The sequence below is a fragment of the Streptococcus sp. GMD1S genome (genome assembly GCF_000296875.1).
Lineage (GTDB): Bacteria > Bacillota > Bacilli > Lactobacillales > Streptococcaceae > Streptococcus.
Window position 1 is genome coordinate 1 of the sequence record NZ_AJQY01000293.1, and the last position, 555, is coordinate 555.

Consider the following 555-nt stretch of genomic DNA (forward strand, 5'->3'; position numbering starts at 1 on the left):
ACCTCGGTTCAAGATAACCTTGGCTTCATTCTTCAAAAGCTCTTGCAAGCGGTCATTCGTTAGATCATAGGCTGAAAAATCAAGCCAGATCAAGTAAGTTCCTTGTGGTTTCATGACCTTAATCTTGGTTTCGTTGCCCAAAATATCCACTACATAGTTAATGTGGTCCTCGATAACTTCTTTTAGTTCTCCTAACCAGTCCTTACCATAACGGTAGGCAGCTTCTGTCGCCAAATACCCCAAGCCTGAGATTTCATGTTGGTTATTGGCCAACTGGCGTTTTTGGAAAGCCACACGAAGCTTTGGATTTTCAATAACTGCATAGGAATTCTTTGTCCCAGCAATATTAAAGGTCTTAGTGGCACTGCTCAGGATAAGGGCAAAGTCTTTAAAGGCGGGATCAATGGTGTTGAATGACTGGTGTTTGTGACCAAAGAGGGCCAAATCTTGGTGAATCTCATCTGAAACAAGCAAAACACCGTGTTTTTGGCAGAGATGACCAATCTTTTCTAACACTTCCTTTTCCCAAACACGTCCACCAGGATTGTGGGGATT

General features: G+C 42.7%; 1 protein-coding gene. It reads right to left on the reverse strand.

The features are described 5' to 3' along the window. On the reverse strand, positions 1-555 hold a 555-nt coding region (locus tag GMD1S_RS08860; protein ID WP_000294350.1), incomplete at both ends, for an aminotransferase class I/II-fold pyridoxal phosphate-dependent enzyme.